Annotated in this window: 24 protein-coding genes; 10 read left to right on the top strand and 14 right to left on the bottom strand. The window is 61.0% G+C overall.

The features are described 5' to 3' along the window. Nucleotides 1–279 precede the first annotated feature (279 nt). From msrQ to mrcB, 9 genes are all read right to left on the bottom strand, one after another. The gene (gene msrQ / locus TU80_RS22490; RefSeq protein ID WP_046382059.1) at nucleotides 280–900 is read right to left on the bottom strand and encodes a protein-methionine-sulfoxide reductase heme-binding subunit MsrQ; all 621 of its coding nucleotides are present in this window, start codon (nucleotides 898–900) and stop codon (nucleotides 280–282) included. Continuing rightward, complete coding sequence (msrP, locus tag TU80_RS22495; protein WP_017847455.1) at nucleotides 900–1,913, bottom strand: protein-methionine-sulfoxide reductase catalytic subunit MsrP; 1,014 nt, start codon at nucleotides 1,911–1,913, stop codon at nucleotides 900–902. The genes msrQ and msrP overlap by 1 nt, the downstream gene beginning before the upstream one ends. 63 nt (nucleotides 1,914–1,976) lie before the next feature. Further along, the gene (pssA, locus tag TU80_RS22500; protein WP_017847454.1) at nucleotides 1,977–2,834 is read right to left on the bottom strand and encodes a CDP-diacylglycerol--serine O-phosphatidyltransferase; all 858 of its coding nucleotides are present in this window, start codon (nucleotides 2,832–2,834) and stop codon (nucleotides 1,977–1,979) included. Nucleotides 2,835–2,978: 144 nt separating this feature from the next. Next, nucleotides 2,979–3,995 (bottom strand): ketol-acid reductoisomerase, encoded by a 1,017-nt coding sequence (ilvC, locus tag TU80_RS22505; protein WP_003212125.1) that lies wholly within the window; start codon nucleotides 3,993–3,995, stop codon nucleotides 2,979–2,981. Between the two features lie 47 nt (nucleotides 3,996–4,042). After that, complete coding sequence (ilvN, locus tag TU80_RS22510) at nucleotides 4,043–4,534, bottom strand: acetolactate synthase small subunit (RefSeq protein WP_003176102.1); 492 nt, start codon at nucleotides 4,532–4,534, stop codon at nucleotides 4,043–4,045. Between the two features lie 2 nt (nucleotides 4,535–4,536). Continuing rightward, nucleotides 4,537–6,261 carry an acetolactate synthase 3 large subunit gene (locus TU80_RS22515; RefSeq protein ID WP_046385175.1) on the bottom strand — a complete coding sequence of 575 codons (1,725 nt, stop codon included), beginning with the start codon at nucleotides 6,259–6,261 and terminating at the stop codon, nucleotides 4,537–4,539. Nucleotides 6,262–6,692: 431 nt separating this feature from the next. Beyond that, nucleotides 6,693–7,022 carry a YqcC family protein gene (locus TU80_RS22520; RefSeq protein WP_017847451.1) on the bottom strand — a complete coding sequence of 110 codons (330 nt, stop codon included), beginning with the start codon at nucleotides 7,020–7,022 and terminating at the stop codon, nucleotides 6,693–6,695. Next, a complete protein-coding gene (locus TU80_RS22525; protein WP_057005452.1) occupies nucleotides 7,022–7,756 on the bottom strand; it encodes a tetratricopeptide repeat protein in 735 nt (244 codons plus the stop codon). Before TU80_RS22525 ends, TU80_RS22520 begins: the two co-directional genes overlap by 1 nt. A 16-nt stretch (nucleotides 7,757–7,772) precedes the next feature. Further along, nucleotides 7,773–10,097 carry a penicillin-binding protein 1B gene (gene mrcB / locus TU80_RS22530; protein WP_026140090.1) on the bottom strand — a complete coding sequence of 775 codons (2,325 nt, stop codon included), beginning with the start codon at nucleotides 10,095–10,097 and terminating at the stop codon, nucleotides 7,773–7,775. A gap of 117 nt (nucleotides 10,098–10,214) precedes the next feature. Here mrcB and TU80_RS22535 point away from each other — a divergent pair, with 117 nt between their 5' ends. The 3 genes from TU80_RS22535 to TU80_RS22545 all read left to right on the top strand — a co-directional run bounded on the left by TU80_RS22535 (nucleotide 10,215) and on the right by TU80_RS22545 (nucleotide 12,685). After that, nucleotides 10,215–11,771, top strand: a complete 1,557-nt coding sequence (locus TU80_RS22535; protein WP_057005453.1) for a bifunctional aminoglycoside phosphotransferase/ATP-binding protein — start codon at nucleotides 10,215–10,217, stop codon at nucleotides 11,769–11,771. Nucleotides 11,772–11,863: 92 nt separating this feature from the next. Further along, nucleotides 11,864–12,208: a pentapeptide repeat-containing protein gene (locus TU80_RS22540; protein WP_017847447.1), complete on the top strand. Its 345-nt coding sequence runs from the start codon at nucleotides 11,864–11,866 to the stop codon at nucleotides 12,206–12,208. Between the two features lie 204 nt (nucleotides 12,209–12,412). Further along, complete coding sequence (locus TU80_RS22545) at nucleotides 12,413–12,685, top strand: TfoX/Sxy family protein (protein ID WP_017847446.1); 273 nt, start codon at nucleotides 12,413–12,415, stop codon at nucleotides 12,683–12,685. A 220-nt stretch (nucleotides 12,686–12,905) separates the two neighbouring features. Here the strand turns inward: TU80_RS22545 and TU80_RS22550 are convergent, their stop codons facing one another. The 3 genes from TU80_RS22550 to TU80_RS22560 are packed head-to-tail and all read right to left on the bottom strand — an operon-like array spanning nucleotide 12,906 to nucleotide 15,585. After that, nucleotides 12,906–13,673, bottom strand: coding sequence for a heme ABC transporter ATP-binding protein (locus TU80_RS22550; protein ID WP_046382057.1), 768 nt, complete (start codon nucleotides 13,671–13,673; stop codon nucleotides 12,906–12,908). Further along, nucleotides 13,673–14,656, bottom strand: a complete 984-nt coding sequence (locus TU80_RS22555; RefSeq protein ID WP_164887008.1) for a FecCD family ABC transporter permease — start codon at nucleotides 14,654–14,656, stop codon at nucleotides 13,673–13,675. Before TU80_RS22555 ends, TU80_RS22550 begins: the two co-directional genes overlap by 1 nt. A gap of 50 nt (nucleotides 14,657–14,706) precedes the next feature. After that, nucleotides 14,707–15,585 carry a heme/hemin ABC transporter substrate-binding protein gene (locus TU80_RS22560; RefSeq protein WP_057005454.1) on the bottom strand — a complete coding sequence of 293 codons (879 nt, stop codon included), beginning with the start codon at nucleotides 15,583–15,585 and terminating at the stop codon, nucleotides 14,707–14,709. Nucleotides 15,586–15,741: 156 nt separating this feature from the next. Here TU80_RS22560 and TU80_RS22565 point away from each other — a divergent pair, with 156 nt between their 5' ends. Then, a complete protein-coding gene (locus TU80_RS22565; protein ID WP_046382054.1) occupies nucleotides 15,742–16,059 on the top strand; it encodes a Rieske (2Fe-2S) protein in 318 nt (105 codons plus the stop codon). On the opposite strand, the gene sfsA is transcribed toward TU80_RS22565, so the two are convergent. Together sfsA and TU80_RS22575 are read right to left on the bottom strand one after the other, a co-directional pair. Then, nucleotides 16,056–16,769 (bottom strand): DNA/RNA nuclease SfsA, encoded by a 714-nt coding sequence (gene sfsA, locus TU80_RS22570; protein WP_017847441.1) that lies wholly within the window; start codon nucleotides 16,767–16,769, stop codon nucleotides 16,056–16,058. The genes TU80_RS22565 and sfsA overlap by 4 nt on opposite strands. Further along, entirely contained in the window at nucleotides 16,769–17,941 is a 1,173-nt protein-coding gene (locus tag TU80_RS22575; RefSeq protein ID WP_046487535.1) for a pyridoxal phosphate-dependent aminotransferase, read from the bottom strand. The genes sfsA and TU80_RS22575 overlap by 1 nt, the downstream gene beginning before the upstream one ends. Before the next feature lie 321 nt (nucleotides 17,942–18,262). Here TU80_RS22575 and dksA point away from each other — a divergent pair, with 321 nt between their 5' ends. The 6 genes from dksA (at nucleotide 18,263) to TU80_RS22605 (ending at nucleotide 26,418) form a co-directional block, all read left to right on the top strand. Then, nucleotides 18,263–18,706 carry an RNA polymerase-binding protein DksA gene (gene dksA, locus TU80_RS22580; RefSeq protein ID WP_017847439.1) on the top strand — a complete coding sequence of 148 codons (444 nt, stop codon included), beginning with the start codon at nucleotides 18,263–18,265 and terminating at the stop codon, nucleotides 18,704–18,706. Nucleotides 18,707–18,790: 84 nt separating this feature from the next. Further along, nucleotides 18,791–19,678, top strand: coding sequence for a tRNA glutamyl-Q(34) synthetase GluQRS (gluQRS, locus tag TU80_RS22585; RefSeq protein ID WP_017847438.1), 888 nt, complete (start codon nucleotides 18,791–18,793; stop codon nucleotides 19,676–19,678). 62 nt (nucleotides 19,679–19,740) lie between these two features. Then, on the top strand, nucleotides 19,741–19,917 hold the full coding sequence (locus TU80_RS32770) for a hypothetical protein (RefSeq protein WP_003176118.1): 177 nt from the start codon (nucleotides 19,741–19,743) through the stop codon (nucleotides 19,915–19,917). Continuing rightward, on the top strand, nucleotides 19,901–22,855 hold the full coding sequence (locus TU80_RS22595; protein WP_164887002.1) for a sensor histidine kinase: 2,955 nt from the start codon (nucleotides 19,901–19,903) through the stop codon (nucleotides 22,853–22,855). The genes TU80_RS32770 and TU80_RS22595 overlap by 17 nt, the downstream gene beginning before the upstream one ends. A 22-nt stretch (nucleotides 22,856–22,877) precedes the next feature. Further along, nucleotides 22,878–24,317 (top strand): sigma-54-dependent transcriptional regulator, encoded by a 1,440-nt coding sequence (locus TU80_RS22600; RefSeq protein WP_017847436.1) that lies wholly within the window; start codon nucleotides 22,878–22,880, stop codon nucleotides 24,315–24,317. Nucleotides 24,318–25,014: 697 nt separating this feature from the next. Beyond that, a complete protein-coding gene (locus TU80_RS22605) occupies nucleotides 25,015–26,418 on the top strand; it encodes a polynucleotide adenylyltransferase PcnB (protein WP_046382050.1) in 1,404 nt (467 codons plus the stop codon).

The raw sequence follows: 26,418 nt of genomic DNA on the forward strand, positions 1-26,418 counted from the left end.
TCAACCACTTGCGCTTCCGATCTCTCGTTAGCGGGAGGCGAATTCTACAGCGTTACACGCTGCTGTCAACACCTCTTTTTCTCCGCTTTCGACCGAGAAGATCGAAACGTTAATAGAGCCAAACAACACTGCTCTACCAACTCCTTCCAGGCTTCGATGAACTGAAGCAGGTCGCTGTCGAATCTTGCGTAACTCTTTGTTTACCAAGGAGTTTTCCGTTTCGACTGCGCCGGAAGTGGGGCGAATTATAGACGTCCAGGATTTGCCGTCAAGGGTTAATTACGCTTTTGTTGCAGAAGGTGCTTTTTTCGCAATAAGGCGCGGAATTCGCCGCATCACCGGCGGTATCCGCAGGACAAGAAGCAGCGCACCTATAGAAGCATAGATAGCCCACTCCTTCAGATCCGCCCGCACGATCCACAACATATGCAGCAAGCCAAGCCCAAGCACGCCATACACCAGGCGATGCAACTTCTTCCAACGGCTGCCCAACCGACGCTGACTGTAGCGATTCGACGTCAGCGCCAGCACCAACAAAGACAGGAAACCCAGGGCCCCCACAATAATGTAGGGGCGCTTACTCAATTCCACCCCCAGCTGCGACCAATCCAACCCCAGGACAAACACACAATATGCCGCCAGGTGCAGCACCACATAAGCAAAGCACCACAACCCCAACTGGCGCCGCACCGCGATCCACCCTGCCCAACCGCTCAACTTCTGCAACGGTGTCATCGCCAGGGTAATCAGCAGCAGGATCAACGTGCCCAAGCCCAGCCGGTCAACCAGCACCTTGCCTGGGTCCGGCCCCAAGGCAGAACGCCACGCTTCGTACAGCCAGAGCAACGGCCATACCGCGGTGGCGATAAACACGCCGATGCGCCAGATCGGGAAACGCATCAGTAGTTCTTCCGCAGGTCGAGGCCGGTATAGAGCGCCGCCACCTCATCCGAGTAACCGTTGAACATCTGCGTCTCGCGCACATTCGGGCTGAACAGACCACTCGGCAAGCGCCGTTCACGCGCCTGGGTCCAACGAGGGTGGTCGACCGTCGGGTTCACGTTCGCATAAAACCCGTACTCATTCGCCGCAATACTTTGCCAGGTGGTTTTCGGCTGCTCGCTTACCAAGCTGATACGCACGATGGACTTCACGCTCTTGAAGCCATACTTCCATGGCACCACCAAACGCAACGGCGCGCCATTCTGGTTAGGCAACTCGCGCCCATACATCCCCACCGCCAGAATCGCCAGGGGATTCATCGCCTCATCCAGGCGCAGCCCTTCTACATAGGGCCAATCGATCAAGCCGAAACTCGAGCGCTGGCCCGGCATGCTTTTGGGGTCCTGGAGGGTTTCGAAGCGGATGTACTTGGCTTTGGAAGTCGGCTCAACCTGCTTGAGCAACGCCGAAATGGGAAAACCCATCCACGGAATGACCATCGACCACGCCTCCACACAGCGCAGACGGTAGATTCGCTCTTCCAATTGATACGGCTTCATGAAGTCTTCCAGGGCGTAACGCCCCGGCTTTGCGACCTCGCCATCGATCACCACACTCCAGGGTTCGGTCTTGAGCGAACCTGCATTCGCCGCAGGATCGCCCTTGTCCGTGCCGAACTCATAGAAGTTGTTGTAGTGGGTCGCGTCCTTGAACGGGGTGATGGCTTCGTCCTTGACGGTTACCGCCTGCCATTTCGTACCCGGCAGTTTTTCGGCAAACCAGCCTGGCGCCTTGCCTGGCTCGACATCCGCATAGCGCGCGGCATCGTCAGCGCTGGCCCAGCGCGGCAAGCTGCTGGCGGCAACACCGGCCAGCGCACCACCGAGCAAGCTACGGCGAGACAGGTAGAAGGATTCAGGAGTGACGTCTGATTCATGACAATCGGACGCTTTGGGCAATTTGATTAACATGGCAACTCCGCAGCATTGGAGAACTGATGCACCAATAGACTGCGGAGTATGGGGGAAATTACATTAAGGCAATGTTTTGTCCCGACGCAGTTGCAGCAGATACTGAACTGGCCCGGAAGCGGCATACACCAGGAACACCAGCAGCAGAATACGCGGCGGATCGCTGAAGACCACGGCGAACACCAGCACCACCGCAAGGATGGCCACGAAAGGCACGCGCCCCTTGAGGTCGAGCTCCTTGAAGCTGTTGTACTTGATGTTACTGACCATCAGCATGCCGGCGGCCGCAACCATCAAGGCCACCAGGAACGACATCTTCGATCCCTGGATGCCGTAGTCACTGAACGCCCAGACGATCCCCGCCACCACGCCCGCAGCAGCCGGGCTGGCCAGGCCGATGAAGTAACGCTTGTCGGCGGTCCCCACCTGGGTGTTGAAGCGCGCCAGGCGCAACGCGGCGCCCGCGACATAGATGAAGGCCACCATCCAGCCGACCTTGCCCATGTCACCCAGGGCCCAGGCAAACGCCAGCAACGCAGGCGCGACACCAAAGGCAACCATGTCCGACAGCGAGTCATACTCGGCACCGAAGGCGCTTTGGGTATTGGTCATGCGCGCCACGCGCCCATCGAGACCGTCGAGCACCATGGCGACGAAGATGGCGATCGCCGCAAAACCGAAGTACTTGCTGGCACTCACCGCATCACCCGCCGCCAGCGCGCTCTGGGCGCTCATGGAGTTGATGATGGAGTAGAACCCGGCAAACAGGTTCGCCGTAGTGAACAGATTGGGCAGGAGATAGATGCCGCGATGCCGGACCTTGCGGCCTTCCGCGTCATGCCCTTCTTCAACATGTTCATCGATCGGTAGCAGGCTATCGGCGTCAGAAGCCTGGTTTGGCTCTTCGGGACGTTCGCTCATGGACTTTACCTTGCAACGGTGTGAAAAAATTCGACAGATACTTGCGGCGAGTGTTCGCCCGCAAACGATGCAGCTTTATACCAGAACCAGCCACCCAAACGAAAAAACGCGGCCTAAGCCGCGTTTTTTCTAGATGCATCCGACTTAGTTTTTGGCTTTGTCGACGATCTTGTTGGCACCGATCCACGGCATCATGGAGCGCAGTTGCTCGCCGATGATTTCGATACCGTGAGCGGCGTTGTTACGACGCTTGGCGGTCATCGAAGGGTAGCCGGTAGCGCCTTCGCTGATGAACATTTTGGCGTATTCGCCGTCCTGAATGCGTTTCAGGGCGTTGCGCATGGCCTGACGGGACTCGGCGTTGATCACTTCCGGGCCAGTCACGTACTCGCCGTATTCGGCGTTGTTGGAGATCGAGTAGTTCATGTTGGCGATACCGCCTTCGTACATGAGATCCACGATCAGCTTCAGTTCGTGCAGGCATTCGAAGTAGGCCATTTCCGGCGCGTAGCCGGCTTCAACCAGGGTTTCGAAACCGGCTTTGACCAGTTCAACGGTACCGCCGCACAGAACAGCTTGTTCGCCGAACAGGTCGGTTTCAGTCTCGTCCTTGAAAGTGGTTTCGATGATGCCGGTACGACCGCCACCAACGCCGGCAGCGTAGGACAGTGCAACGTTCTTGGCGTTGCCCGACGCGTCCTGGTAGATCGCGATCAGGTCAGGGATACCGCCGCCTTTGACGAACTCGGAACGCACGGTGTGGCCCGGGGCTTTCGGCGCGATCATGATCACGTCGAGGTCAGCGCGTGGCACGACTTGGTTGTAGTGGATCGCGAAGCCGTGGGAGAAGGCCAGGGTGGCGCCCTTCTTGATGTTCGGCTCGATTTCGTTCTTGTACAGCGCGGACTGGAACTCATCCGGGGTCAGGATCATGACCAGGTCGGCAGCGGCAACGGCGGAAGCAACGTCAGTCACTTTCAGGCCGTGGGCTTCAGCCTTGGCAACAGTGGCCGAGCCTTTGCGCAGGCCAACAGTCACGTCAACGCCGGAATCTTTCAGGTTGCAAGCTTGCGCGTGGCCCTGGGAACCGTAGCCGATGATGGCGACTTTCTTGCCCTGGATGATCGACAGGTCACAATCTTTATCGTAATAAACTTTCATGAGGTTCCTCTATATATCCAGGCCTTAAGGCCATTCACTAATTTGGGTTAGATGCTGAGTACTTTGTCGCCACGGGCAATCCCGGTGACACCACTGCGTACGGTTTCCAGAATCGAGGCCGTCCCGATCGACTGGATGAAGCTGTCCAGCTTGTCGCTTGTACCGGTCAATTGCACGGTATAAACGCTGGCGCTCACATCGACGATCTGCCCGCGATAAATGTCGGTAGTACGCTTGATCTCGGCACGTTGGGCGCCCGTGGCCTTGACTTTAACCAGCATCAGCTCGCGCTCGATGTGGGCACTTTCCGACAGGTCGACCAGCTTGACCACTTCGATCAGCTTGTTGAGGTTTTTGGTGATCTGCTCGATCACCTCATCGTGGCCCACGGTGGTCAACGTCAGGCGCGACAGGGTCGGGTCTTCGGTCGGTGCCACGGTCAGGCTTTCGATGTTGTAGTTGCGTTGCGAAAACAAGCCGACAACACGAGACAGAGCGCCGGGTTCGTTCTCCAGAAGCAGGGAGATTATGTGCCGCATGATTAGGTACGCTCCGTCTTGTTCAGCCACATGTCACGCATAGAGCCGTCTTTGATCTGCATCGGGTAGACGTGCTCGCTGGTATCCACCTGAATATCGATGAACACCAGGCGATCCTTCATGGCGAACGCTTCTTCCATCTTCGGCTTCAGATCTTTCAGATCGTTGATGCGAATACCGACGTGGCCGTAAGCCTCGACCAATTTGACGAAGTCGGGCAGCGACTCCATGTAGGAATGGGAGTGACGACTACCGTAGCTCATGTCCTGCCATTGACGAACCATGCCCAACACGCCGTTGTTCAGGCACACGATCTTCACCGGAAGGCCGTACTGCAGGCACGTCGACAGCTCCTGGATGTTCATCTGGATGCTGCCTTCGCCGGTGACGCATGCAACGTCGCTGTCCGGGAAGCTCAGTTTGACACCCATGGCCGCAGGGAAACCAAAGCCCATCGTGCCCAGGCCACCGGAGTTGATCCAGCGGTTAGGCTTGTCGAACTTGTAGTACTGCGCGGCGAACATCTGGTGCTGGCCCACGTCGGAGGTCACAAAGGCATCGCCCTTGGTCACTTCGCACAGGGTCTCGATCACGGTTTGTGGCTTGATGATGCTGCCGTCACCCTTGTCATAAGGGAACAGGCCGCGGTCACCGCGCCATTCGTCGATCTGCTTCCACCAGCTGGCGACAGCTTCTTTGTTCGGCGTCTCGCCGATTTCCTTCAGCGCAGCGACCATTTCGGTCAACACGCTTTCCACCGGACCTACGATCGGCACGTCAGCCTTGATGGTCTTGGAGATGGACGCCGGGTCGATGTCGATATGGATGATCTTGGCATTCGGGCAGAACTTGCTCGCGCCGTTGATCACCCGGTCATCGAACCGCGCGCCCACGGCCAGGATCACGTCGGCGTGGTGCATGGTCAGGTTGGCGGTGTAGCTGCCGTGCATGCCGAGCATGCCGACGAACTGACGGTCCGTACCCGGGAATGCGCCGAGGCCCATCAGGGTGTTGGTCACCGGCAGGTTGAGCAGCTTGGCCAGTTCGGTCAACGGTGCGGAACCGCCGCCCAGAATCACGCCGCCGCCCGAGTACAGCACCGGACGCTTGGCCGCCAGGAGCATTTCTGCCGCCTTGCGGATCTGCCCCGAGTGCCCACGAACGGCCGGGCTGTAGGAACGCAGCTTGGCTTTCTTCGGGAAGACGTATTCGAATTTCTCGGCCGGGTTGGTCATGTCTTTCGGAATATCGACCACTACAGGGCCCGGGCGACCGGACTGTGCGAGGTAGAACGCCTTTTTCATGACTTCCGGGATTTCCGAGGCATGCTTGATCATGAAACTGTGTTTCACGATCGGCCGGGAGATACCGATCATGTCGGTTTCCTGGAATGCATCGGTACCGACCATGGTGCTAGCGACCTGGCCGGAAATGATCACCATCGGGATGGAGTCCATATAAGCAGTCGCGATGCCGGTAATGGCATTGGTTGCGCCTGGACCGGACGTTACCAGTACCACGCCGGCTTTACCGGTGGCACGGGCATAACCGTCAGCCATATGGGTTGCAGCCTGTTCGTGGCGAACCAGGATGTGGGTAACAGCCGGCTCCTTGAACAGTGCGTCATAGACGTGCAGCAGAGCACCACCAGGGTACCCGTAGATATAGTCAACGCCTTCGTCACGCAAAAAGCGGACGAGCATCTCACCGCCAGATAAAAGCTCCACGTTGTTCACCTCTAAAACGCCAGAATACCGTCCGTTAAAAACCGACGGGTCTTAATAGGTTTACTTCTCAACAGAGCATGAGCGACGGTGGTCGCCGACTACGTCAGCACTGACTGAGCAAGTATTGGGATCGTCCCAAGTGTTGCGGGCTCTTCCCACCCAGCGCGAGGTAACGCGTTGCGGGTGTAACAGGTCGGCGCGGATGTGCGCCTCATGATCTGCTGAGCGGGCCTGCTTCTGGCAGTCCCGATACAGCGGACTTTGGATTCTTCTGTTTCAGGCCCTTCAAGTCAAGCAATAATTGCGCTTTTTTCCAACTAAGCGCATGAGAACGTAGAAGAAAGGGCTTTGAGGAGGGATAAAACTCGCCTGAATGTCGTCAAGCGGTAGAAATGTGCGCAAGACTGCCGGAAAAACCGGCAGCCAGGCAATTAACGAGCGTCGACGATCAATTGGTCGAACTTTTTCAGCGCATTGCGCAAACCCTGGCTTTCCAGCGGCCGGTCGGTGTAGACCATCTCGGCCATCTCCATGATCCCGGAAGCATTTGGCAACGGCAGGTTCTGTTCGAGGATCTGCTTCATTCGCACCAGGAAGATCCACTGCAGCCACTGGTGGAAGTCCAGGGTGTCGACCGAAAAGGGCTCGACGCTGCTGAGCGCCTCGGCGCTGGGGGACACCTCGTCCCACCAGCCCTGCAGGCGCAATTCGCGCTCAATCAGCAACAGCTGTTCGGCAATCGCTGGAAAACGCACATCCATCAGAGGCTGACCTTGGCTTTCTGCCGAGCCTGGGCGGCACCGGCAGCGTCGCCTTGTGCGGCACGCGCATCACCGATCAAGGCCCACAGGCTGGCCTGCAGGTCAGGACGGCCGTTGGCCAGGGTCAGGCCGCGACGGGCGAACTGTTCGGCTTGCGGCGCATCGCCCTGGGCCATCCGCACCTGGGCCAGGCGATACAGCACCTGCGGTTCACGCGGCGCAACGCGCTGGGCGCGCTCGAGGCTCGACGATGCACCGTTCAAGTCGCCACCAGCCTGCTGTTGCTGGGCAGTGGTGAGCAAGGCCAGTACCGGGCCGTCCAGTTGCTCATCAGCCGACAGGCCGCCCGCGCTGGAGGACGACGGAATGCCGCTTGGCGTCGACGGCATGGTGTAGGTGTTCTGGTTGATCGGCGCGGCCTGGACCGGCGTGGAGTCAATCGGCCCCGACGTGCTAGGCCCTGGCGTCCACGGCTCGGCGCTGATCGGCGCCGATGTCGCGGCACCGGCGCCCGGCACCATCACCACCACACCCGAATCCTGCGGCACGGCGCGGGTCGCGGCCTGGGCAGGACGCTTGGTCACGGTCTGACGGAAACCGCCATTGGCCGAGATCCGATCGTTATTGGAGACGGTTGTGCTCGAGTCCACCACGGGAATGGAGCCGCGCTGAACGCTGGAGCAACCGCCGAGCAAAGCCAGAGCTGTAATAGCTGGAATCCACCACTTGTTCACTTGAAACCCTCTTTGCTTAATTCATCCAGCCCTTGACCCAATCCATCACCGATTCCGCGCTTGCAGGGGCACTGCCACCGCACGCGGCACCGGGAGGTGGTTCGCTGCCGCGAATATACGGCATCTGCACCGCGCCCGGACAGTTGGCATCGGAGCCCTGGCCGGTGTGCGGATCAATCCAGGCCTGCACGATGTTGTCCGGCTGCGGCATGCTCAGCGGCAACGGATCGGCCTTGCGCATGAAACTGGTCCAGACCTGCAACGCACCGGTCGCGCCGGTGAACGGCGTCTTGCCGTTGTCATCACGCCCCAGCCAGACCACGGCCAGCACATCCTGACCGAAGCCGGCGAACCAACTGTCACGCGAATCGTTACTGGTGCCGGTCTTGCCCGCCAGTGTCAGGTTGGAAGGCAGGACCTTGTACACCGAGCTACCGGTACCTTCGCGCATCACACGCTGCATGGCGTTCTGGATCAGGTAGATGGAGCCCGCGTCGAAACGCTGCTGAATCTGGAACGGATAGCGCTTGAGCGGCTCGCCTTCGGCCGTCAGCACGCTGCGAATGCCGCGCATCGGCGTGTTGAAACCACCGTTGGCGAGGGTCTGGTACATGGTCGCCACTTCCATCGGCGTCATGGCACCGGCGCCCAGAAGCATCGATGGGAAGGCCGGGAATTCGCGGGTGATGCCCAGGCGCGCGAGGGTCTTGAGGACGTTCGGCACGCCCACTTCGAGCCCCAGGCGCGAGGTCGAGATGTTGTAGGAATGCGCCAGCCCCTGGTACAGGAACACCGTACCGTGAGAACGACGATCGAAGTTCTGCGGGGTCCAGACCTGGCCGTCAGCACCTTTGACCGACAGCGGGTCGTCCGACAGCCAACTGGTCAGGGTGTATTTGCTCGGTTTTTCCAACGCCGTCAGGTACACCGCCGGCTTGACCAGCGAGCCGATCGGCCGCACCGCGTCCAGCGCACGGTTGAAGCCGGCGAAACTGGCCTGGCGGCTGCCGATCATGGCCTGGACTTCACCGGTTTCCGGGTTGGTCACCACCATGGCTGCTTCGACTTCGTCGGAGCCTTTACGCCCCGCCAGACGCTTGAAGGTGTCGTTGACCGACGCTTCGGCTTTCATCTGCAGGATCGGGTCGAAACTGGTGAAGATGCGCAGGCCTTCCTCGGTCAAGTCTTCGTCGCGGTAGTCTTCACGCAACTGGCGTTTGACCAGGTCGATAAAGCCCGGGAAGGAGCTGTCCGCCAGCTTGCCGCGGGTGGTCACGCCCAGTGGCATTTTCTTCGCCGCAGCAACCTGTTCCGCCGTGGCCACGCCCTGCTGCTCCAGCACGTCGAGCACCAGGTTACGCCGCTCAAGCGCGCGCTCAGGATTGCGCCGCGGGTTGTAGTAGGACGGCCCCTTGACCATGCCCACCAGCAACGCGACCTGATGCAACTTCAGCTCGGACAGCGGCTGGCCGAAGAAGAACTGGCTGGCCAGCCCGAAACCGTGGACCGCGCGCTGGCCGTCCTGGCCGACGAACACCTCGTTGAGGTAGGCCTCAAGGATTTCCTGCTTGCTGTAATGCAGCTCCAGCAGCATCGCCATCATGGCTTCGGTGAGTTTACGGGTCAGGCTGCGCTCGTTGGTGAGGTAGAAGTTCTTCACCAATTGCTGGGTCAGCGTACTGCCGCCCTGGGTCATTTTGCCGCCGGAGGTGTTGACCCAGATCGCACGGGCAATGGACTTCGGCGACACGCCCCAGTGGCTGTAGAAATCGCGGTCTTCCACGGCAACCAGGGTTTCAAGCAGGTACGGCGGCACCTGATCGAGCTTGATCAGGATGCGATCTTCCAGGTTCTTCGGGTAAATCCCGCCGATCATCAACGGTTCCAGGCGCACCACGGGCAGCTTCGAGCCATTCAGCGACGACAGCTCGGCCACGTAGTCGCCGGAGAAGCGCACGCGCACCGGCTGGGGTTTTTCCAGGCCTTCATAGAACTGGAAGCCGCGGGTGTTCAAGTCCACAGTATTGCCGCTGACGGCCGCAGCGCCGGGGCCGTTGCTCACAGGTTCGCGGCGGTAGCCCAAGGCGTCGAGTTCGGTGAGGAAGTCATCCTTGCTCAGCTTCTGGCCGGTGAACAGCTCCAGCGGACGGGCGTACACCTTGGCCGGAATGGTCCAGCGCTTGCCGGAGAATTTTTCCTGGACCACGGCATCGAGGTACACCGCAAAGCCGGCGAGCACCACAAGACCCACCAGGCTGAGCTTGAGCGCCCAGCCCAGCCACGGGCGCAGGCCGCGGGAAGGAGGTTTTTTACGGGAACGGGGAGATCGGGTTCGAGTCATGGCGGCGGATTATACGCACTTTATCGATGATCAACATGAGCCGGACAGCGGTTTGCACAGCAGGCGTCAGCAGCCATAATGCCCGCCATGATTTCCCCTGACTTTGAAGGATCGCCCGTGAGCCAGCCCCTGATTGCCGCCCTGCAGAACCCGGCTTTATACCCCCATCCGGTTGAAGCGTTCCAAGTCATCGAGACCCATATTTCCTGGGTCATACTGACCGGCCCTTACGCTTATAAACTGAAGAAACCGGTGAACTTCGGCTTCCTGGACTTCACCAAACTGGAAGATCGCGGGCATTTCTGCAACGAAGAGCTGCGCCTGAACCAGCGCCTGACCAAAGATTTGTATCTTGAAGTGTTGCCGATCACCGGCACGGCCGAAGCGCCGCAATTGGGCGGTGACGGCCCGGTCATCGAATACGCGCTGAAAATGCGTCAATTCCCGCAAAGCCAGTTGCTCAGCACCTTGCAAGCCAACGGTGAGCTGACCAGCGCGCACATCGACGAGATGGCCAAACAGATCGCGCACTTCCACCTCACCGCACCGAAAGTGCCGCAAGAGCACCCGGCCGGCACCCCGGACGAGGTGATGGCACCGGTACGCCAGAACTTCGATCAGATCCGCCCGTTCCTCAGCGACAAAGCCGACCTGCTGCAACTCGAAGCCCTGCAAGCCTGGGCCGAAAGCAGCTTCGAACGCCTCAAGCCGCTGCTGGCACAGCGCAAGCGCGATGGTTTCACCCGCGAGTGCCACGGCGATATCCACCTGGGCAATGCCACCTTGATCGATGGTCACGTGGTGATCTTCGACTGCATCGAGTTCAACGAACCGTTTCGCTTCACCGACGTGTACGCCGACACCGGCTTCCTGGCCATGGACCTGGAAGACCGCGGCCTCAAATCCCTGGCACGCCGGTTCATCAGCCAGTACCTCGAACTGACCGGCGACTACCAGGGCCTGGAAGTGCTGAACTTCTATAAAGCCTACCGCGCACTGGTCAGGGCCAAAGTCGCGCTGTTCAGCATGCCCAGCGAAGCGAGCCCGGTGCAGCGCGCCACCACCCTGCGCCAGTACCGCAACTACGCCAACCTGGCGGAGAGCTACAGCATTATTCCGTCGCGCTTCCTGGCGATTACCCACGGCGTTTCCGCTGTAGGCAAAAGCCACGTGGCCATGCGTCTGGTGGAAGCCTTGGGCGCCGTTCGCCTGCGTTCGGACGTGGAGCGCAAGCGCCTGTTTGGTGAACAACAGGTGGAAAACACGCCCCAGGCCGGCATCTATGCTGCCGACGCCAGCGCGAAAACCTACGCCCGCCTGAACGAGATCGCCGAGACCGTGCTGCGCGCCGGGTTCCCGGTGGTACTGGATGCGACCTTCCTGAAACGCGCACAACGCGATGCCGCCGCCAAAGTCGCCGAAGCGACGGGCGCGCCGTTCCTGATCCTGGACTGCAATGCGCCGCAGGCCGTTATCACCAGTTGGCTGGCACAACGTCAGGCAGACAAGAACGATCCGTCTGACGCTACATTGACGATCATTGAAGAGCAGCAAGCCCAACGCGAACCACTGACAGCCGAAGAGCTATTGCTGAGCAAGCGCGTCGAGACCAATCAAAGCGGAACCCTCGATGCACTGGTCGAGCAAATTCGCCAGCGCATGCCTGGTCTGTAAGAAAAACTTCTTGGTCGCGTCGTCACCTTAGGCGAGCGGCCAAGCAATAGTGGCACTATAATGGCGCCATAAATCCAACAGGTGTCGCTATCATGAGTCAGCCCAAGCTTCTTGATACCCCGCTCTATTCGCTTCTGCATAAAGACGATATCCGCGGTTTCAACCAGGAACGCCCCAAAGACGGCGTCATCGACATGCGCGGTGGCGACTTCCGCGGGCTGGATCTGCGCGATCTGAACGCCAGCGGCGTGGATTTCACCGATGCGTACTTCCGTTCCGCCGATTTGCGCGGGCTGGACTTGCGCGACTGCTCACTGGAAGGCGCGAGCCTGGCCCATGCGCAGATATCGGGCACCTACTTCCCGCCGGAACTGACGGCCGACGAGATCCTCATGTCGGTCAATTTCGGCACGCGCCTGCGCTACCGCACCAAGTAACACGCCCTCCCAAGCCCCCGGTCTCGTGCAAGACGGACCGGGGACTTCGCGCCTGCCCGCAATAAAACGTCGACGCCATCCTTATAAGCTTTTGCGCCATTCCTGACCAAAGAACTACGCTTTTCCTACTGAGCGCTACACTCCTTTTCAGGCTTGCCTGGTCACGACACCCACCGCACCATTCGGCCGTCGCAAGGAGGCTCGATGAACGATGAGCTGCAACACCTGAGAAACCTTGGCAAGACCTCGGCGCAATGGCTGCATGCGGCGGGCATCCACAGTGCGTCAGACCTGCGGCGCCTGGGCGCGGTCGATGCTTATCGAGCCGTTCGCACGCGTGGCTTCCGTGCCTCGAAAGTCTTGCTGTATGCAATCGAAGGGGCATTGATGGATGTGCATTGGAACGACATCCCAGCCGAACGCAAGGAGGCGCTGAACCGCCAATTGGATGCTATCTCGGCGCGCCAGAAGAATTAGATCGACGACCCCACCCGCCGCGGACAAAGATTCCGGACAAGGGCCTGTGAAAACAAATCTTGACTCTCAAATGAGAATCGTTATGATTATCACAACTGGTCGCGAGATCAGCCGATAACTGAAAGACCATTGGTTCGGACTCTCAGATTATCTCCTCATCAGGCTAATCACGGTTATTTGACCCGGCTCTTGCCGGGTCTTTTTTTGCCGGTAAAAAGCCTCAGCGCGCAATGATCAACGGATGCCCGCGCTCCGGATGCGGCTGCACCAGCACATCCAGCCCGAAGACCGCTTTGAGCGGCTCAGGCCGCAGAACCTGTGCCGGGGTATCCAGCGCATGGGGGCGGCCCGCGTCGAGCAACAGAATCCGGTCGCAGTAACGCGCCGCCAGGTTCAGGTCATGCAGAATCACCAGTACTGCTGCGCCACGGTCAGCAAAGCGGCGTATCGCCTGCAAGGTCGTGTGTTGATGCAAAGGGTCAAGCATCGAGGTCGGCTCATCCAGCAGCAACGTCTGCCCCGCCTGCCCGGGCCATAACTGCGCCAGCACCCGCGCCAGGTGAACGCGCTGCCGCTCGCCGCCCGACAAGGCCAGGTAACTGCGACCGCTCAAGTGCCCGACATCCGCGGCCTGCAACGCGGCATCGATAATCTCGTCATCCCGCACGCGCCCGGTCTGATGGGGCAAGCGGCCCATGCCGACCACCTCTTCGACACGAAAGGCGAAATCCAGGGTTGAAGCCTGCGGCAACACGGCCAGGCGTTGCGCGCGTTGCGACCCGCTCCAGTCTTTCAGTTCGTGCTGATCCAGCCACACCTGGCCTTGATCCGGGTGCAGCTCCCCGCACAACGCGCCCAGCAACGTGCTCTTGCCCGCGCCATTCGGGCCCAGCACGCCAAGCACCTGGCCGGGCAACAGGTCCAACGTGACATCCGCCAATACGGTTTTGCGACCGCGACGAATCCTCAGCCCTTCCACTCGCAGCATCAGGCGCGCCCTCGCAACAACAGGTAAAGAAAAAATGGCGCACCAATCAACGCGGTGACGATACCGATCGGCAACTCCGCCGGCGCCAAGGCCAGGCGCGCGACCAGATCCGCCAACAGCAGCAAGCTCGCCCCCGCCAGCACCGAGGCGGGTAACAGCACGCGATGATCCGGCCCGGCCAACAATCGCACCAGGTGCGGCACCACCAGGCCGACGAAGCCGATCATCCCCGCTGCCGCCACCGCCGCGCCCACGCCCAATGCGGTGCAGAACACCAATTCGCGCTTGAGCCGCTCAACATCGACCCCGAGATGAGCGGCCTCGGATTCGCCGAGCAACAGTGCATTCAATGCCTTCGCCCGCCGCGGCAGCCACAGCGCCACGCCAGCGCTCACCAGCAGCAACGGCCACAGGCGCGAATAGCTGGCGCCATTGAGGCTGCCCAGGTTCCAGAAAGTCAGTGTGCGCAGGGTGGCGTCATCGGCCAGGTAGGTAAACAAGCCCACCGCCGAGCTGGCGAGCGCCGTGAGGGCGATGCCGGCGAGCAGCATGGTCGCGACATGGGTCTGGCCGTTGCGCCGCCCCAGCCGGTAGACCAGCGCCGTCACCCCCAACCCACCGAGAAACGCGCACAACGACAACAGATACGGGCCGAACACCTCCGGCAACCCACCCAGAAACGAGCCACCGACAATGGCGAAGGCCGCACCGAGTGCCGCGCCGCTGGATACCCCGACCAACCCCGGATCGGCCAACGGGTTGCGAAACAACCCCTGCATCGCTACGCCCGACAAGGCCAATACACCGCCCACCGCCAGCCCCAGCAAGGTCCGCGGCAAACGGATCTGCCCGAGAATCAGCTCCGCCTGCTCCAGGCCACTGGCCTCGATCGGCACGCCCATCAGGCGCAAGGCCGCCCTGAGCGTATCCAGCAACGGCAGGCTGACCGGCCCCAGCGCCAATGAAAGCCAGATTGCCAGCACACACAACAGCGTCAGGCCGATAAACAGCGTTCGGGGTTTCACCAGCGTACTCATGGGGCAGACGTGGCCTGGGGCGGATAGAAGCCGGCCGACAACTGCACCAGGCTTTGCGGCAGACGCGGCCCGAGCCCGCCGACCAGCAGCGTCGGGTCCACCTCAAACACCCGTGCCTGTTTAGCCGCCGGCGTGGACGCCAGGATCGGGTTCTCCTTGAACAAGGCCGCACGCGCCGCCTCGCCGGTCAGCGCACGGTCGGCAAACACCAGCACCTCGGGGCTCAACCCGGCCAACGACTCCATGGAAAACGGCTTATAACCGCTGTGGGTCGCCAGGTTGCGCCCGCCCGCCTGCCGCAGCATCCAGTCAGCCGCCGTGTCTTTGCCAGCGATCAGCGGTTTGCCGCCGGCATTGCCGAGCAGCATCAACACCCCCGGGGCCTTGTGTGTGGCCTGGGCTGTGGCAACCCAACGTTTCTGCCGGTCAAGCGCCTGTTCATACGCGGTAAACAATGCATGGGCCTTGGCCTCACTGCCCAACAACCTCCCCAGGTGTTCGAGGTTGCCTTTCAACGTCGGCAAATCCGGCTGCGCCGAGAACATTTCCACCTGCACCCCGGCGTTGCGAATCTGCGCCAGCACTGGCGGCGGCCCCATTTCCTCGGTGCCCACCAGGACCTGCGGGCGCAGACTGAGAATGCCCTCGGCCGACAACTGCCGCTGATAACCGACGCTCGGCAATGCCTTGAGCGAAGCCGGATGCTGGCTGGTGGTGTCGACGCCCACCAACTTCGACTCACCGCCCAGGGCCGTCACCCACTCCGATAACGCGCCGCCAGCACTCACCCAGCGTTGCGGCAGTTCCGAGGCGTGCGCCCCAGGGTTGAGCATCAGTCCGACAACAAGCGCGATAGCGCTGGCACTCAAGCGCATAACAGGGTTTCCTTCCAGGGGCGGGGCTGCTGAAACACTCATGGATGTGACAGATACCTCTTGCCGGGCATCGTACTGAGCGCCCAGTCAGCTAACGGGCGAAGCCTGCATTTGATAATTGTTTGCATTTGAACGTCAAGGCACTTAAGGATTGGAATGAAGTTTCTCTGCCCCTCCGACACCCTCGCCCCCAACAGCAGCCGTGGTTTTGATATCGACGGGCACAAACTGTTGGCCGTGCGCCGGGATGGCATCGCCTACTTCTATCGCAATCGCTGCCCCCATCGCGGCGTCCCCCTGGAATGGCAGCCCGATCACTTCCTCGACGCCAGCGCCAGCCTGATCCAATGCGCCACCCACGGCGCGTTGTTCCTGATCGAGAGCGGCGAATGCATCGCCGGCCCCTGCGCGGGTCAAAGCCTCACTGCCCTGCCCGGCCGCGAAGACGAACAGGGCCTGTGGGTAGAACTCTAGTCGCCGAGCAGCACGTCCAAGCGGCGTTCGACGTAAATTTCCTCGGCCGTGACGCGCACACCATACGCCAGCACTTCCACCCCCGCGGCCTTGGCCTCGCGCAGGGCGGCAGCGTAGGCCGCGTCGATTTCCACGGCCGGGCGCACGGCCTCGATCCCGGACAGGTTGACGCAATACAGCTGCACCGCCCGCACACCATCCCGGGCCAGGTGCGCCAGCTCGCGTAGATGCTTGGCACCGCGCTGGGTCACGGCGTCCGGAAACGCCGCAATCGAGGTGCCATCGAACCCCAGCGTCACACTTTTGACTTCGACATAGGCCGCCCCCTCGGGGTAATCCAGGCGAAAATCAATGCGGCTGTTCTCCTGACCGTAAGGCACTTCACGCTTCAACGCGCTAAAGCCGTTGAGTTCGGTGATGACCCCGGCATGCAACGCCTCCTCAACCAGTTGATTGGCACGCGCCGTATTGACGCACGCGAGGCGGCCTTGAGGCGTCTCGGCAATTTCCCAGGTGCCGGGCAACTTGCGCTTGGGGTCAGTGGAGCGACTGAACCAGACCTGCCCGCCCTCGACCATGCAATTGAGCATCGAACCGGTATTTGGGCAGTGAATGGTCAACAACTCGCCGGTAACGGTTTCGATATCGGTGAGAAAACGCTTGTAGCGGCGAATCAGCCGCGCCTCTTCGAGGGGAGGATGAAAGCGCATCAGCCCTGCCAGCTCCGCAGCCCACGGGCGATGCGCTCTACCGCCTCTTGCAGCCGATCAAGGTTTTGCGTGTAGGCAAAGCGCACATGGTGGCCGGCTTGATAACGACCGAAATCCAGCCCGGGGGTGAACGCCACATGTTCGGTCTCAAGGAAATGACGGCAAAACGCGAAGGCATCACCGCCGAACGCGCTGATATCGGCGTACAAATAGAACGCCCCTTCCGGTTCGACGGCAATACCGAAGCCCAACTCGCGCAGGGCCGGCAGCAGGAAGTCGCGACGGCGCCCGAACTCGGCACGACGCGCTTCCAGAATGCTCAGGGTTTGCGGGGTGAAGCAAGCCAACGCCGCGTACTGCGCCATGCTCGGAGCGCTGATGTAGAGGTTTTGCGCGAGCTTCTCCAGCTCACCGACGGCATCGGGCGGTGCCACCAGCCAACCCAGGCGCCAGCCGGTCATGCCGAAATACTTCGAAAAACTATTCAGGACAAACGCATCATCGTCGACTTCCAGCACGCTGGCCGCCTCGGTGCCGTAAGTGAGGCCGTGGTAGATCTCGTCCACCACCAAATGGCCGTTACGCGCCTTGATGGCACTCGACAACCCCGCCAGTTCGTCCCGCGTCAGGATGGTGCCGGTGGGGTTGGCCGGCGATGCGACCAGCGCGCCCACGCTGTCCTGGTTCCAGTGCTTGGCCACCAGGTCGGCGGTCAATTGATAACGCACGTCCGGCCCCACGGGCACCAACTGCGCCGCGCCTTCCACCAGGCGCAGGAAGTGGCGGTTACACGGGTAACCCGGGTCGGCCAACAGCCAGTGTTTACCAGGGTCCACCAGCAGGCTGCTGGCCAACAGCAACGCGCCGGAGCCGCCCGGGGTGATCAGGATGCGCTCGGGGTCCACGCTCAGGCCGTAGCGTTGCTGGTAGAAACCGCTGATGGCATGGCGCAGTTCCGGCAGGCCGCGGGCTGCGGTATAGCGGGTCTTGCCATTGGCCAGCGCGGCCTGGCCGGCCTGGATGATCGGCTCGGCGGTGGTGAAATCCGGTTCGCCGATTTCCAGATGGATGACATCATGGCCTGCCGCTTGCAGCTCATTGGCTCGCGCCAGCAACGCCATGACATGAAAAGGTTCGATGGCGCGACTGCGCGCACTGTAGGGCTGAGCCATTAGCCTTCCTTAACGGTGAGGACAAAAACAGCGATTCTACCGAACCCTCGCGGTAAAACATGCTCTATTGCCTGCCAGGCCGTCCACGATGAACCCGGCAAGCGCTTGCAAAACGACTAAAATCAACCTTCGAGACGATTCATACCCAGCCACAGCGGGTTGCTGCTGTTTGCAACCCCTGCGTGATGGGCCTCGACAACCGGGAGTGGCGCACCCTGAATCTATCTGGTAAGTTCGCCCGCTTGCAGCCGCAGGGCCGGCAGGTGTCGGTGACGTTGCAATCCTGCGCAATGGATTAGAAGAGTGAGAGGCGGTCTATTCATGTCCACCCAAGCAAAGCAACAGCAATCCCCAGGCCTCAGCGGCTTCGAACCTTACGTCACGAAGGAAGGTGAGGAGTACATGGGCGAGCCCATGCGCGAGCACTTCACCAAGATCCTTAACAAGTGGAAACAAGACTTGATGCAGGAGGTCGACCGCACCGTTGACCATATGAAGGACGAAGCAGCCAACTTCCCTGATCCGGCCGACCGTGCGAGCCAGGAAGAAGAGTTCGCCCTTGAACTGCGTGCCCGTGATCGCGAACGCAAGCTGATCAAGAAGATCGACAAGACACTGCAGTTGATCAAGGACGAAGAATACGGCTGGTGCGAATGCTGCGGCATCGAAATCGGTATTCGCCGCCTGGAAGCACGTCCTACCGCCGACATGTGCGTGGACTGCAAGAACCTGGCAGAAATCAAGGAAAAACAGGTCGGCAAGTAACCCCTGCCGAGCTGAACGAATGGGGCGTACAAACGCCCCATTTTTGTTTCTGGCGTTTAGCGATTTTCCAGTAGTATCCGGCCCATGACAGCCTCTCCCTATATCGGGCGTTTCGCCCCCACACCCAGCGGCCACCTGCACTTCGGCTCGCTGGTCGCCGCCCTCGCCTCTTACCTTGACGCCCGCGCCAACCATGGCCGCTGGCTGATGCGTATGGAAGACCTCGACCCTCCCCGCGAAGAACCCGGCGCCCAGGCGGCAATCCTGCATGCCCTGGAAAGCTATGGCTTCGAGTGGGACGGTGAACTGGTCCGACAAAGCGACCGGCACGATGCCTACGCCAAGGTGCTGAACGACCTGTTCAACCACGGCCTGGCCTACGCCTGTACCTGCTCGCGCAAACAGCTGGAGCCCTACCACGGGATTTACCCTGGCTTGTGCCGTAATGCCGGTCATGAGCAGCACGATGCGGCCATCCGCCTGCGCGTCCCGGAGCTGGAGTACCACTTTACCGACCGCGTACAAGGCGAATTCCGACAACACCTGGGCCGCGAAGTGGGTGACTTCATCATCCGTCGCCGTGACGGTCTCTACGCCTACCAACTGGCCGTGGTGCTCGATGACGCCTGGCAAGGTGTTACCGACATCGTGCGCGGCGCCGACCTGCTCGACTCCACGCCGCGCCAGCTGTACCTGCAAGAATTATTGGGACTGCGCCAACCGCGTTACCTGCACGTGCCGCTGATCGTCCAGCCGGACGGTAACAAGTTGGGCAAATCCTATCGTTCCCCGCCCTTGACCACGGACCAGGCCACGCCTTTGCTGTTGAGAGCCCTGCGCGCCCTCGGCCAGCAACCCGGCGACGAACTGCTGCACGCCAGCCCACGGGAACTGCTGGATTGGGGCATTGCCCACTGGGATGCGCAGCTGATCCCGCGCACACTCACGCTGGCCGAAGCGCAGTTGCGCTGAAGGCGCTTGCAGCCGGCCAGGCATCCGTTACCATCGCCGCAGTTATTCAATCAGAGGCCAACATGTACATCTATCGCTTGGTCCTGCTGCTGGTCGTCGGGATCTACCTGTTTTCCCCCGCCATCATGGATTGGTGGATCGACGCCACGGGCGCCTGGTATCGCCCCTATCTGCTGTGGCTGATCCTGATCGTCGTGACTTTCATCCTGCAGAGCCAAAAAGATGCCGATGAGCTTTAGCCTCACCCAGATGCTGCTGATCAGCGCCGCCTACCTGGCCGCGCTGTTCGGTGTCGCCTGGATCAGTGAGCGCGGAATGATTCCGCGGGCGATCATTCGCCATCCGTTGACCTACACCTTGTCCTTGGGCGTCTACGCCAGCGCCTGGGCGTTCTATGGCACGGTGGGCCTGGCCTATCAGTATGGGTATGGCTTTCTGTCCAGTTACCTCGGGGTGTCCGGGGCCTTCTTGCTGGCGCCGGTGCTGCTGTACCCGATCCTGAAGATCACCCGCACCTATCAGTTGTCGTCCCTGGCCGACTTGTTCGCCTTCCGCTTTCGCAGCACCTGGGCCGGCGCGCTGACCACGATTTTCATGCTGATCGGCGTGCTGCCCTTGCTGGCCCTGCAGATCCAGGCAGTGGCCGACTCCATCAGCATCCTGACCCGTGAGCCGGTGCAGTATCGCGTGGCCCTGGCCTTCTGCGCGCTGATCAGCCTGTTCACGATTTTCTTCGGTTCACGCCACATCGCCACCCGCGAGAAACACGAAGGCCTGGTCTTTGCGATTGCTTTCGAGTCGGTGATCAAGCTGATCGCCATCGGTGGCGTCGGCCTGTATGCGCTCTACGGCGTATTCGACGGCCCGCAACAGCTGGAGTTGTGGCTGCTGCAAAACCAGACCGCCCTCGCCGCGCTGCACACCCCGCTGCAGGAAGGCCCGTGGCGCACGCTGCTGCTGGTGTTCTTCGCCTCGGCCATCGTGATGCCGCACATGTACCACATGACGTTCACCGAGAACCTCAACCCGCGCTCGCTGGTCAGCGCCAGTTGGGGCTTGCCGCTGTTCCTGCTGTTGATGAGTCTGGCGGTGCCGCTGATCCTGTGGGCCGGCCTGAAGTTGGGCGCCACCACCAACCCCGAATATTTCACCCTCGGCGTCGGCATCGCCGCCAACAGCCCGGCCCTGGCGCTGCTGGCCTATGTCGGCGGGTTGTCGGCGGCCAGTGGCCTGATCATCGTCACCACGCTGGCGCTCTCGGGCATGGCGCTCAATCACCTGGTGCTGCCGCTGTACCAGCCGCCGGCCGAAGGCAATATCTACCGCTGGCTGAAATGGACCCGCCGCGCGCTGATCGTCGCGATCATCATGGCCGGCTACGGTTTCTACCTGCTGCTGGGCGCCGGGCAAGACCTGGCCAACCTGGGGATCGTCGCGTTTGTCGCCACCTTGCAGTTCCTGCCAGGGGTGTTGTCGGTGCTGTACTGGCCGACGGCCAATCGACGCGGCTTTATCGCCGGGTTGCTCGCCGGGATTCTGGTGTGGCTGGTGACCATGTTGCTGCCGTTGGTCGGCAACCTGCAGGGTTTCTACATCCCGCTACTGAACATGATCTACGTGCTCGACGACACCAGCTGGCACATGGCGGCGATCGCCTCGCTGGCCGCCAACGTGCTGATGTTCACCCTGATCTCGCTGTTCACCAACGCCAGCCCGGAAGAAACCAGCGCCGCCGAAGCCTGCGCGGTGGACAACGTGCGCCGCCCGCAACGCCGTGAACTGCATGCCGCCTCGCCCCAAGAGTTCGCCACGCAACTGGCCAAGCCCCTGGGCGCCAAGGCCGCGCAAAAGGAAGTCGAACAAGCGCTGCGCGACCTCTATCTGCCGTTCGACGAGCGCCGTCCCTACGCCCTGCGCCGCCTGCGCGACCGAATCGAAGCCAACCTGTCCGGGCTGATGGGCCCCAGCGTGTCGCAGGACATGGTGGAAACGTTCCTGCCCTACAAGGCGAGCGGCGAAAACTACGTCACTGAAGACATCCACTTCATCGAAAGCCGGCTCGAGGATTATCACTCACGCCTCACTGGCCTGGCCGCCGAACTCGATGCCCTGCGCCGCTACCACCGCCAGACCTTGCAGGAACTGCCGATGGGGGTCTGCTCCCTGGCCAAGGACCAGGAGATTCTGATGTGGAACAAGGCCATGGAAGAACTCACCGGCATTGCCGCGCAACGGGTCGTGGGCTCGCGCCTCAATACCCTGGGCGACCCGTGGAAGGAACTGCTGCAAGGCTTTATCAACCTGCCCGACGAACACTTGCACAAGCAGCACCTGGCCCTCGACGGCCAGACCCGCTGGCTCAACCTGCACAAGGCGGCGATCGACGAGCCCCTGGCCCCCGGTAACAGCGGCCTGGTGTTGCTCGTCGAAGACCTGACCGAAACCCAGATGCTCGAAGACAAGCTGGTGCATTCCGAGCGCCTGGCCAGTATCGGTCGCCTGGCGGCCGGCGTGGCCCATGAAATCGGCAACCCGATCACCGGTATCGCCTGCCTGGCGCAGAACCTGCGCGAAGAGCGCGAGGAAGACGGCGAAATCACCGAGATCAGCGGGCAGATCCTCGAACAGACCAAGCGCGTGTCGCGCATCGTGCAGTCGCTGATGAGCTTCGCCCACGCCGGCGCCCATCAGAACCACGACGAAGCGGTGTGCCTGGCCGAAGTGGCACAGGATGCCATTGGGCTGCTGGCCTTGAATCGGCGCAATTTCGAAGTACAGTTCTTCAACCTATGCGATCCGGACCACTGGGTCGACGGTGACTCCCAGCGCTTGGCGCAGGTGTTGATCAACCTGCTGTCGAACGCCCGCGACGCGTCCCCGGCCGGCAGTGCGGTACGCGTCAAGAGCGAGGCTTTCGAGCACACGGTCGACCTGATCGTGGAGGACGAAGGCAGCGGCATTCCACAGAACATCAAGGACCGCTTGTTCGAACCCTTCTTCACCACCAAGGACCCCGGTGAAGGCACCGGTCTGGGCCTTGCACTGGTCTATTCCATCGTTGAAGAGCATTATGGACAAATCACCATCGACAGCCCGGCTGACACAGAAAGCCAACGCGGCACCCGTATTCGGGTGACCTTGCCGCGTCATGTCGAAGCGACGTCCGCTGTGAACTGAGACCGTCGAGAGAATTGAATCAATGCCGCACATTTTGATCGTCGAAGACGAAACCATTATCCGCTCTGCCTTGCGTCGCCTGCTTGAACGTAATCAGTACCAGGTCAGCGAAGCCGGCTCGGTGCAGGAAGCCCAAGAGCGGTTCAGTATTCCCACGTTCGACCTGATTGTCAGCGACCTGCGCCTGCCCGGCGCGCCGGGCACCGAGTTGATCAAGCTCGGCCAGGGCACCCCGGTGCTGATCATGACCAGCTACGCCAGCCTGCGCTCGGCGGTGGACTCCATGAAGATGGGCGCGGTGGACTACATCGCCAAGCCGTTCGACCACGATGAGATGCTCCAGGCCGTGGCCCGCATCCTGCGTGACCGCCAGTCGGCCAGCAGCGCTACGGCCGAACAGCGTCCCGCTGGCAAGGCGGCCAACGGCGCCGACAAGCCGGGCGTCGACAACAGCAATGGCGAGATCGGCATCATCGGCTCCTGCCCACCGATGCAGGACCTGTACAGCAAGATCCGCAAAGTGGCGCCGACGGACTCGAATGTGCTGATCCAGGGCGAGTCGGGGACCGGTAAGGAACTGGTGGCCCGCGCCCTGCACAACCTGTCCAAGCGCGCCAAGGCACCGATGATCTCGGTGAACTGCGCGGCAATCCCCGAATCCCTGATCGAGTCCGAACTGTTCGGCCACGAGAAAGGCGCGTTTACCGGCGCCAGCGCCGGGCGCGCGGGCCTGGTGGAAGCGGCGGACGGCGGCACGCTGTTCCTCGACGAAATCGGCGAGTTGCCCCTGGAAGCCCAGGCGCGCCTGCTGCGTGTACTGCAAGAAGGCGAAATCCGCCGGGTGGGTTCGGTGCAATCGCAGAAGGTCGATGTGCGCCTGATCGCGGCCACTCACCGCGACCTCAAGAGCCTGGCCAAGATCGGCCAGTTCCGTGAAGACTTGTATTACCGCCTGCATGTGATCGCACTCAAGCTGCCGGCCCTGCGGGAACGGGGTGCCGACGTCAACGAGATCGCCAATGCGTTCCTGTTGCGCCAGAGCGCGCGCATCAACCGTACCGACCTGCGGTTCGCCGCAGACGCCGAGCAGGCGATTCGGCACTATTCGTGGCCGGGTAACGTGCGGGAATTGGAGAACGCGGTCGAGCGTGCGGTGATTCTGTCGGAGAGCCCGGAAATTTCCGCCGAACTGCTGGGTATCGATATAGAGCTCAGTGACCTGGAAGACGACGACTTCATCGGCCTGGCCCCGCAACAGGGCGCCGCCGGCAATACCAGCCATGAACCGACGGAAGATTTGTCACTGGAAGACTACTTCCAGCATTTCGTCCTCGAGCACCAGGACCACATGACCGAGACCGAACTGGCGCGCAAGCTGGGCGTAAGCCGCAAGTGCCTGTGGGAACGGCGCCAACGCCTGGGCATTCCACGGCGCAAGACCGGAGTGGCCAGCGAAAGCTGAGGGCGCGCGCCCACAGGTAACACCCGCCAATGTGAAAAAACTGTTACCGCGGATATTTCGCGTAACAAAAGCCGGGGCTTACGGTAACGAAGCCCCGGCTTTTTTTTCGCCGCCAAACAGCCAAAAACCCCTCAACCCCCTGGTTTTGCTGGTCGGCGCAAAAGTTGGCACGCACCCTGCTATATGCTTAGTACAAAAACAATAACAAGCTTTGTACAAGACAATAAAAATAAGACGAATCGACTCACGCACAATAAAAACAACACGGCGGAGGCGCAGCTAACTGATTCTTTTGGAGAGGCGTTGCATTTGGGGCTTGCCCCGCAACCAGGCCGAGAACAACAAAAACTGCCCTAAGGCAGAGCCTGAACTGGTTGGATCGTAGATCAGCAACACAGCGACCAAAGCAATCCGTTTGCTCTTGACTCCCGATTGGGAGTGTCATGAAGGTCACACTTCATGGCGAGGGCGATCAACAAAAACAAAAAGCCCGAAACCAATAATAAAAATAGAGCACGCAACTACTTCTGGGGGAGCTTCGGCTCCCCTTGTAGTTTCCGGTATTTGACGTTTTTAGGCTTATGGCGCAAGGCCTGTAGCTTGTTCCTACACCATCCCCCGACTAAATGCTAGAATCCCGGCCCATCATGCGGTCATTCTTCGTTATGGCCGAACATTCCTTCAAACAGTGCATCCCATGCTGAAGAAGTTGTTCCAGTCATTCCGTTCTCCCTTGCGTCGAACGCAACACAAACGCAGCACGCCTGAAGTGCTCAACAGCAGCCAACATTCGCTGCAACGCGCTCAGTTCAGCCGTTATGCAGTGAACATCGTCGAACGTTTGCAGAACGCCGGTTACCAGGCTTATCTGGTGGGCGGCTGTGTACGCGACATGTTGCTCAATATCACACCCAAGGACTTCGACGTCGCCACCAGCGCCACGCCCGAGCAAGTGCGCGCCGAGTTTCGCAATGCGCGCATCATCGGCCGCCGCTTCAAGCTGGTGCATATTCACTTTGGCCGCGAAATCATCGAGGTCGCGACCTTCCGTGCCGGTCATCCGCAAAACGATGAGGAAGAAGACACCAATCAGTCTTCCCGCAACGAAAGCGGACGCATCCTGCGCGACAACGTCTACGGCACCCTGGAAGAAGACGCGCAGCGCCGCGACTTCACCATCAACGCCTTGTATTACGACCCGGTCAGCGAGCGCATCCTCGATTACGCCAACGGCGTACACGATATTCGCAACAACCTGATCCGCCTGATCGGCGACCCGACGCAGCGCTACCAGGAAGACCCGGTACGCATGCTGCGGGCGGTGCGTTTCGCCGCGAAGCTGAACTTCGGTATCGAGCGCCACACGGCTGCACCGATTCGCGAACTGGCGCCGATGCTGCGGGAAATCCCCTCGGCGCGCCTGTTCGAAGAAGTGCTCAAGCTGTTCCTCTCGGGCTACGCCGCCGATACCTTCGAAATGCTCGTCGACCTGCAGTTGTTCGATCCCTTGTTCCCGGCAAGCGCCGAAGCACTGGAATACAACCCGACGTATACCCACACCCTGATCAGCGAAGCGTTGATCAACACCGACCTGCGCATCAAACAGAACAAACCGGTTACCCCGGCGTTCCTGTTTGCCGCCCTGTTGTGGCCGGCCTTGCCCAAACGCGTACTGCGCCTGCAGGACCGTGGCATGCCGCCGATCCCGGCCATGCAGGAAGCCGCTCACGAGTTGATCGCCGAGCAGTGCCAGCGCATCGCCATCCCGAAACGCTTCACCCTGCCGATCCGCGAGATCTGGGACATGCAGGAACGCCTGCCGCGTCGCAGCGGCAAGCGCGCCGACCTGTTGCTGGAGAACCCGCGCTTCCGTGCCGGCTACGACTTCCTGCTGCTGCGTGAAAGCGCCGGCGAGCAGACCGACGACCTGGGCGAATGGTGGACCGACTACCAGGACGCCAATGACAGCGAGCGCCGCGAGATGATTCGTGAACTCGGCAGCAAAGGCGATGGCGTCGGCGAAGGGCCCAAGAAGCGTCGTCGCAGCGGGAGCAAACGCAAGCGCAGTGCCGCCGATGCCTCGGGCGCCGCAGGCGAATAA

This window comes from Pseudomonas veronii (assembly GCF_001439695.1).
GTDB lineage: Bacteria > Pseudomonadota > Gammaproteobacteria > Pseudomonadales > Pseudomonadaceae > Aquipseudomonas > Aquipseudomonas veronii.